Genomic DNA, 7,197 nt, shown 5'->3' with positions numbered 1-7,197 from the left:
GCGGGGGAGGCCTATCCGCGGTTCCTTGCCCCTCCCCCGCTTGCGGGGGAGGGGTGGGAGGGGGTGAAGCTTCACATGTTCCGTGTGCCGCGCCGGGCGACGCGTTGCATCATCGCCGCAAGCTGCGTTTCGGAGCGGCGGAAGCTTGCCGCATCCGTCGCCTGCACGTTGAAGGTCACATTCACCGCCTGCCCACTACTTTGCGATGCCACGCCGAGGCGCCCGTCGCTCCCGCGCGTCAGCGGCATCACCGCTTCCGGTCCCGCTTCGCCGGCAAGCCCCACACCGTTTTGCAGCGGAAACAGCATCGGGCTCGAAATCACCCCACCCTTGGCGAAAGGCTTCACCCTGCCGCCTGCGAACACATTCCCGTCCGCGCTCGTCACAAGGCTGGAGAGAGCGCTCCCCACCCCGGAGCCGATCGCGCCCGTCACGCCGTCCAGCGCCTTGTCCAGCACCATCTTCGACATATCGAGCGCCAGATTGCGCAACACACCCGACAGCGACTTGCCCTTCAACGCCACATCCTCGAAGGAGCGCGAGAGCTTCCGCCCGAACGCCTCGCCGTCCCGCACGGCATTCCGGTACTCCTCGCTCACACCGCGAAGCGCATCCCGCGCCTCCGCGCCAAAACGCTGCGCCGCCGCGGACGCCTCCTCCATGCCCCGCGCCGTCGCTGTGGGGTCGGATCCGGTCCATTCAGTCATCTCTGTGTTTTCCATGCTTGGGGCGAGGGGCGCAGCCCGCTATCCTTCGAACAACAAGCCGCCTTACAGCGGACATCCCGTCACACGAGCAATCGCTGCATGATCGACCGCACCGCCAGAGACAAAGCCGCGTCGCTCGCGCAACGCTTCGCATGCGGCGAGATCACAAATGACGACCTCGTGGACGAATGGCCCACCAAGAGTGAGGATCCCGCTGTCCGCGCGGTGAACGATGCGCTCTGGTTCCTCTACGACGACAACAGGACACACAGGACCGATCTGTCGGAGACAGCGCCGGAAATCCGGGACGAGCTATCCCGCTGCATTCTCTTTCTGCGCTCAGAGCTTCCCTACAAGTGGCCGGAGAAGAAGCTCATCTTCTTCAATCAGGTGCCCCTTGCCTTTCGCATTCTGTCGCTCGGCCTGATGGAACCCCTCAATGCATGGCTCGGCAAACGGCATCACCGTCTCGAAGAAGAGATGGATGCCGCCGGCGATATGAGCGTCTGGCCCTTCATTCGGGCTGATGAATACACCCAGCTACTGCACACCTGTGGCGATCCCCTCCGACCGCCGTCGTGAATTATTCGTTTTACCCATACGTCTCTGCCGTTATCCTCTCGGCAGGGACATCATTGCGCGTCAATGAAGGGGGAGTTCATGCGCCAGCGTCATATTCTTCTACTGTCGATCATGCTTCCGCTCGCCGCCTGCGCGCCGAAACTCGAAGATCTACAGAACGCCTCGATCCCCACCTATTCGGTCGATCAAACCCCGTCCGCCGACACCGCCTATATTCACGGGTCGACTGCGGAGGAGGAACACCTTCTCGGCTCCACTTCCCTTGCGACCTTCGTCGCCGCGGTGGACGGAAAACTGATCGAGCACACCAAAGGCGCCGCTCCGACGGAAGGTACGAAGCTCACGCCGGGAACCCATGCCGTTTTGATCGGTGTCTTCGGCGGAGACGACCGCACCGGAATCCCCGTTCGCCTGGAGGCCGAAGCCGGCAAGAAATATGTCGTCAAGGCCGATGCCCCGAAAAACGGTATCGAGGTTCTTTGGGAAGCCAGCGGCCCGCCAACCTATCTCTACATCGCCGACGAGGAGACGGGAGAAGCCGTTACACCTCTCCTCCCCCGGGACAACACCAAGGCTACCGAACTCCATGCCGATGCGACCGGACCCGACGCAGCCACCATTCGGAGTAATGGGGGCTATGAAGGCATGCTGGAATACAGGGGCGCGGGCGTCATCACCATCGACAACAAATACACTACCAAATCCGCCGGCAATGGCGTTTACGAAGTCACTGCCCGGCTGAGTCCCGGCCTGCACGCGATCGGGATTCGCTTTCGGTCCGAATACTGGATCGGCGAGGTTCCATTATTGCTCGAGGTAAAGCCCGCCGCCTCCTATGCGGTGCGCCACGCCTATGGCGTCAAGCGCATCGGGGATAAGAAGTGGAGTACGTTCACCATCTGGATCGAGAACGAAAAGACAGGCGAGAAAGTCATTCCCGACGTCGATATTCCGCTCAACCGGCGACTTCTCTAGAGGCAAACGCATGCGGTTCGGTTTTCTCTCGGCTCTTGCCCTGTCGCTTCCCCTTCTCGCTGCCTGCACCGGCCCGGCCCCGCCACTGGGCGACTCGGTCCATGTCGTCGACCGGCAGAAAACGGCTGTCGCCACGATCAAGGGATACTCGACCCCCAAGTCCTTTCTCGGTGCGCAAGAATGGACGGTAATCGACGCCATTGATGGAAAATACGCCTTCTATCTCTCGGACATCCGGAACGGCATTCCTCTGGCACCCGGCCCTCACGCCATCGTCGTCGCATACCACTCCGGCGGGAGCCGCTTTCTGGTCGCCTTCCGCCTGGAAGCAAGAGCGAACGAGTCCTATGTCGCCAAATGGCGGGAAGTGGATGGCGGCCTGCTCGGCCTGGAGGGAAGCACCGTCGTCTCCATCGAGAACGCAAAGACCGGCGAGAAGGTAACGCCCGAAAATAGAATTCATGGGATCGAGCCCGGCCAGCAATATGTGGAACCCTCCGGACCGCCGGAAACGCTCGCGACGATTTCGGCAACCCGGCAAACATCGCTGTTTGAAACGAGCGGCGCCGCCTTCCTGCAATCCGTGGACGGCAAAACCGTCGAGAAGAAGCCCGGTTTTCTCGGCATTTCAAGCGAATATGACTATACGGCGAGCTTCAAACTTTCTCCCGGTCTTCACGCGCTCGGAATCGGGATCGTCGCTTTTGAAGGCAGCGGGCATTGGGTTCTCCCCGTCATGTTCGATGTCAGGCCCGGCGCGCACTACAAGTTGAGATTCGAAAAGGACAGCCAACGAGCCGACACAACGGGCGAGAAATGGAAAGCCGTCACGGTCTGGATGACCGACGAGACCCGCAATGGCGAGATCGTTCTTCCGAAGACGTCCATTCCCGTCATGCGAGATTATTTCTGATGGCTCCGCGCCGCGCCCGTCGTGAATTATTCGTTTTACCTTCAAGCCCCCGCCGTTATCCTCTGTTGAGGGCTGACTTTATGTCGCGTGATAGGGGGATCTTGTGCGTCTACGTCATATTCTTGCGCTGCCGCTCATGCTGCTCGTTGCGGCATGCGGGCCGAAACTGGAAGAGCTGTCTCCGGCCAATCTGAATGTCTATCCGGTCAAGCAGGTTGCGGCTAAGGAACACGCGACCATTCAGGGAAGCTTCGAAGATACTTCGGTCCTGATATGGAAAAGCTCCCGCGCAACATATGTCGGCGCGATAGACGGACAGATTGAAACCTCAGCCGTCGACGCCAGCATTCCGATTGCACCCGGGCCCCATGCTGTTCTGATCGGCTACTGGGTCGGTGCCAAGCAGATCCCCGTCCCGGTCCGCCTCGATGCGGAAGCTGGCAAGAAATATATCGTCGTCGAAGAGGACGGTCCTACAACGATGGACAACCTCCTCGACTCCCAAAAGGCCAACTATCTGTCAATCGTCGACCAAGCCACAGGAGAGGCGGTCGTCCCGAAAATCTCCGACATGCAATCCGAGGCGTCCTCCTACTATGTGGAGCCGACAGAGGACGACTCCGCGACCATCCGGGGAAGCAAGAAAACAAATGTCGATGTCTACCGTGCCTACGTGGTTACGGTCGACGGCAAATACGTGAAGCCCCTTCCGGGATCGTTCATGTCCGCGCCGCATCCCGACTATGAAGCAGCGCTCCGGCTTGCACCCGGTCTTCACGCCATCGGCGTCGGTTTCGGTGTGAACATGAATCAGTCGGGCGCCTTCGCCTACCTTCTGGACGTCAAACCCTCAGCTCACTATGTGGTTCGCTTCGACCATGGCGTACAGCGTATCGGCGACCAGAAATGGTGGACCTACACGCTCTGGCTCGAGGACGAGAAGACGGGGGCGGTTGTCATTCCAAAGACCGATCTGCCTTTACAGAAATTGCCCTTCTGAGTCCGCTCCTAGCAATCCGGGAACATCGCGACCAACTCCGCGAGTTCTTCCCGTGTCATGCGCCAGAAGGTTTCCGGCGGCAGGCGTAGAGGGCCCATGCCGATCGTCATGGCGTTTTCCCAGGGAAAACGCGAAGAGGGGAAGCTGGTCACGCCGTCCCTACTGCAGCAGCGCACTCATCGCTTCGGCGGATTTTGTAAAGGCCGCGTTCAGGCCTTCAACTGCCATATCCGGCTGCGACATCAGCGCGGGGAGGCCGTCGAAGCGATATTTCGGGTCGGACGCTATTGCGATATCATCTTTCTGGTGGCTTCGTTCGAGGGCGGCATATCGCACCCTCTCCTGCATCAGCACGCTGGCGTTCGCCGCATCGACCATGCGAATTTCCGTCATCAGAAGCGGCTCATAGGGCGCGCCACCGGTCACGCGGTCGAAATATCCATAGTCAAGCACGACCAGATCGAGATACGCGTCAGCGTCCGGCACCACCGGATAGGCCTTCATGAACGTCCCGTCGCTCTCGCGAATGACCGGCACATCGATAACCTTGTAACCCCGACCTACGAGTGCGCGCTTTACCTTCTCCAGCAGCAACGCCCGCGCGTCGAACCGTTTGGCGGCGAGAATGTTCCCGAGTTCTCTCTCGCAGTCGATTTCCACCTCCGCATCGGTCATCGCATCGCTGAGCCGGGTACTCCGGACAAGCGTTTCGTCAGGATGGCTGAGAGGAACTGTAAAATAGCCAAGATGAATTGTCGGCCCGGGCGGCACGGCGGGCGTCAAAACGCCGATCGTCGTCACCCTGCCCGCCCCTGCCTTGTCATAGGGCATGACCGGTTTGTCGGCGCAATCTGCAAGCAGTGTCAGCGCAGCCGTCAATGCCACGGCGCAAATAAAAATACGCATACGGATTATTCTCCCGGGCCGTTGATCTCTTGGTCTTCGATCACACCAGGAAATATCCCTATAAACTCTAGACACACAGAAATGGAGCGCAACATGTATTCACTCCATTATCCATCTGATTATCCAAATAATTGATCCAATATGGGACAGCTACTTACTATCCGGGAATCTGCTCATCATCTCCTCAAGTTCCCGCCGTCCCATATTGATCCGTTTCGGAACTAATAAGGCATTTGCCGCGGCACTCAGCTCCGGCAGGGTCATGCGCCAGAAGGTTTCGGGCGGCAGGCACAGAAGCCCCATGCCAATCGTCATGGCGTTTGCCCAGGGAAAACGCGAAGAGGGGAAGCGCGTCACGCCGCCGCCCCGCCGAAGGTCGCGCTCAGCAGATCGGCCACGATGGCGATGAAGCCCGTGGCGCCGCCTTCAGCCTGCATGGCGGAGACTTCCTCGTCGCGGATGTCGTAGCCCGCGCCGCGCAGGCCCGCGCCGATCACGCGCATTGCATCGCGCGCGCCGATCTGGCCGGTTTCGAAGCGCGTCGCCAGCGCCAGCATGTCCTCGCCGCCAAAGGCCGCTTCCAGTTCGGCCAGCGCGCCCAGCGTGAGCACCAGCGTGTAGCGCTCGCCCGACAGCGTGGCCTCGATCTCGCCTCGGTGCCTGTTCGCCATGGTCACGCCCCCGCGAAGCTCAGCTCGCCCGCGCTTTCCAGCGTCAGGTCGAAGCTGACTTCACCGTCGTGATCGCCCGCATATTCGAGCGCGGAAATCTGGAACGGGCCGCTCACCATGCCGAAATCCGGCACCACCACCTGCCAGTCGCGGATCGCGCCCTCGAAGAAGACCGCGCGCACCGCTTCGTCCGACGCCTGGTCGCGAAAGATCCCCTTGCCGCTCACGCCCGCCGAGCGCACGCCCGCCCCTTCCAGCAGTTCGCGCCAGCGCCCGGCGGATTCCGAATGCGTCACGTCGACGGTGCGCGCATTGAAGGAGATGGCGCGGGCCCTGAGCCCCGCCACCGTCACGAATGTGCCTGTGCCGCTCGCATCGAGTTTGAGCAGCAGGTCTTTTCCCTTCTGGGCCGTCATGGGGTTCTCCATACACAAATAGGCTGCCATCCCGGCCTTGTGCCGGGATCCAGGGGCAACAGGCTCCGTGCAAGCGGCCCTGGGCCCCGGGACAAGCCCGGGGTGACACGTTTTCGATTAGGGTTTCTCCACCAGCGCGCGGAACCTCAGCTCCTGCCGCCAGGTGATGCCGTCGCGCTGCCGGGCGATATGGCCGTCCCGAAAGCGCAGGCTCACAAGCGCGTGGTCCGTCAGCGTCAGGTCCGCCTCATGCAGAGCCGCCTTCACCGCGCCGGCGATTTCCTTTGCTTCCCGGCGGCCATGCGCGCGCGAATAGACGATGAGCGTCAGCGTGACCTCCGTGCCGAGGCTGTCGCCGCTGCTCCAGTCGCGGCTGCGGGCCTCTCCCGATGCGAGATAGGGAAACGGGGCCTGCGCCGGCACGTCGTCATAGATGCGCCCGTCCAGCAGCGCGTCGAGCGACGCGTCGGCCGTGAGTCGCGAATGGATCGCCTGCTGCAGCGCCAGTTCCGCGTCCATGTTCATATGCCCGCCTCGCTGCCGGTCGTTTCGATGCAATCCAGCGCGAGCCAGCGCCGTTCGCCATCGGGGTCGATCACGCTTTGAATGTCGAGCAGTCGGTCCCGCCAGCGAATACGCATCGCGCTCGTCACATCCTCGCGATAGCGCATCACCACGCGACAGGGCGCGCGCGTTTCGGTGCGCCCGTCATGGGCGTGCTCGCGCCCCTTGAAGGAAATCACTTCCGCATGGGCCGTCGCGACGTCGGACCAGCTCACACCGGCGCCGCCGAAGCCGTCCGGCGCGCGCTCCATCCGCTCGATCGTCACGCGCTCGCGCAGCTTGCCGATCCGGTTCGATTTTCCTGCCGTCACAGGCGCGGCCTTCTGTAGGGCGCGACCAGGTGCTGCACGCCAAGCGGCAGCAGCACCGCCGCCCCGCCTTCCATGCCGCCCGCCATACGGTTTTCGTACCAATGCGCCGTCAGCATGAGGATGGCCTGTTTCAGCGGCTGCGGCGCGGCGGC

13 protein-coding genes are annotated in these 7,197 nt (G+C 61.7%); 4 read left to right on the top strand and 9 right to left on the bottom strand.

Going from position 1 to position 7,197, the window contains the following annotated elements:
* Positions 1 to 71: 71 nt before the first annotated feature.
* Positions 72 to 707: a phage tail tape measure protein gene (locus CMI59_RS10830; protein WP_293328274.1), complete on the bottom strand. Its 636-nt coding sequence runs from the start codon at positions 705 to 707 to the stop codon at positions 72 to 74.
* A gap of 99 nt (positions 708 to 806) precedes the next feature.
* Here CMI59_RS10830 and CMI59_RS10825 point away from each other — a divergent pair, with 99 nt between their 5' ends.
* From CMI59_RS10825 to CMI59_RS10810, 4 genes are all read left to right on the top strand, one after another.
* Positions 807 to 1,289 carry a hypothetical protein gene (locus CMI59_RS10825; RefSeq protein ID WP_293328273.1) on the top strand — a complete coding sequence of 161 codons (483 nt, stop codon included), beginning with the start codon at positions 807 to 809 and terminating at the stop codon, positions 1,287 to 1,289.
* 78 nt (positions 1,290 to 1,367) lie between these two features.
* A complete protein-coding gene (locus CMI59_RS10820; protein ID WP_293328272.1) occupies positions 1,368 to 2,264 on the top strand; it encodes a hypothetical protein in 897 nt (298 codons plus the stop codon).
* 10 nt (positions 2,265 to 2,274) lie between these two features.
* Complete coding sequence (locus tag CMI59_RS10815) at positions 2,275 to 3,177, top strand: hypothetical protein (protein ID WP_293328271.1); 903 nt, start codon at positions 2,275 to 2,277, stop codon at positions 3,175 to 3,177.
* A gap of 136 nt (positions 3,178 to 3,313) precedes the next feature.
* A complete protein-coding gene (locus CMI59_RS10810) occupies positions 3,314 to 4,177 on the top strand; it encodes a hypothetical protein (protein WP_293328270.1) in 864 nt (287 codons plus the stop codon).
* 8 nt (positions 4,178 to 4,185) lie between these two features.
* Here CMI59_RS10810 and CMI59_RS10805 read toward each other — a convergent pair whose 3' ends face one another.
* The 8 genes from CMI59_RS10805 to CMI59_RS16910 all read right to left on the bottom strand — a co-directional run bounded on the left by CMI59_RS10805 (position 4,186) and on the right by CMI59_RS16910 (position 7,179).
* Positions 4,186 to 4,329: a phage tail assembly chaperone gene (locus CMI59_RS10805; RefSeq protein ID WP_293328269.1), complete on the bottom strand. Its 144-nt coding sequence runs from the start codon at positions 4,327 to 4,329 to the stop codon at positions 4,186 to 4,188.
* A gap of 7 nt (positions 4,330 to 4,336) precedes the next feature.
* Entirely contained in the window at positions 4,337 to 5,083 is a 747-nt protein-coding gene (locus CMI59_RS10800; RefSeq protein WP_293328268.1) for a hypothetical protein, read from the bottom strand.
* Between the two features lie 150 nt (positions 5,084 to 5,233).
* Positions 5,234 to 5,440, bottom strand: a complete 207-nt coding sequence (locus CMI59_RS10795) for a rcc01693 family protein (protein ID WP_293328267.1) — start codon at positions 5,438 to 5,440, stop codon at positions 5,234 to 5,236.
* Positions 5,437 to 5,754, bottom strand: a complete 318-nt coding sequence (locus CMI59_RS10790) for a gene transfer agent family protein (protein WP_293328266.1) — start codon at positions 5,752 to 5,754, stop codon at positions 5,437 to 5,439. The genes CMI59_RS10795 and CMI59_RS10790 overlap by 4 nt, the downstream gene beginning before the upstream one ends.
* A 2-nt stretch (positions 5,755 to 5,756) precedes the next feature.
* A complete protein-coding gene (locus CMI59_RS10785) occupies positions 5,757 to 6,170 on the bottom strand; it encodes a phage major tail protein, TP901-1 family (protein WP_293328265.1) in 414 nt (137 codons plus the stop codon).
* A gap of 117 nt (positions 6,171 to 6,287) precedes the next feature.
* Positions 6,288 to 6,695, bottom strand: a complete 408-nt coding sequence (locus tag CMI59_RS10780) for a DUF3168 domain-containing protein (protein ID WP_293328264.1) — start codon at positions 6,693 to 6,695, stop codon at positions 6,288 to 6,290.
* The gene (locus tag CMI59_RS10775) at positions 6,692 to 7,045 is read right to left on the bottom strand and encodes a phage head closure protein (protein WP_293328263.1); all 354 of its coding nucleotides are present in this window, start codon (positions 7,043 to 7,045) and stop codon (positions 6,692 to 6,694) included. Before CMI59_RS10775 ends, CMI59_RS10780 begins: the two co-directional genes overlap by 4 nt.
* The gene (locus CMI59_RS16910; protein ID WP_363102490.1) at positions 7,042 to 7,179 is read right to left on the bottom strand and encodes a head-tail connector protein; all 138 of its coding nucleotides are present in this window, start codon (positions 7,177 to 7,179) and stop codon (positions 7,042 to 7,044) included. The genes CMI59_RS10775 and CMI59_RS16910 overlap by 4 nt, the downstream gene beginning before the upstream one ends.
* Between the last annotated feature and the right edge of the window lie 18 nt (positions 7,180 to 7,197).

It is taken from the genome of Parvibaculum sp. (assembly GCF_002684405.1).
Classification (GTDB): Bacteria; Pseudomonadota; Alphaproteobacteria; order Parvibaculales; family Parvibaculaceae; genus Parvibaculum.
Note: the sequence above shows the minus strand (reverse complement) of the source record. Positions and strands in the feature narration are given on the sequence as shown.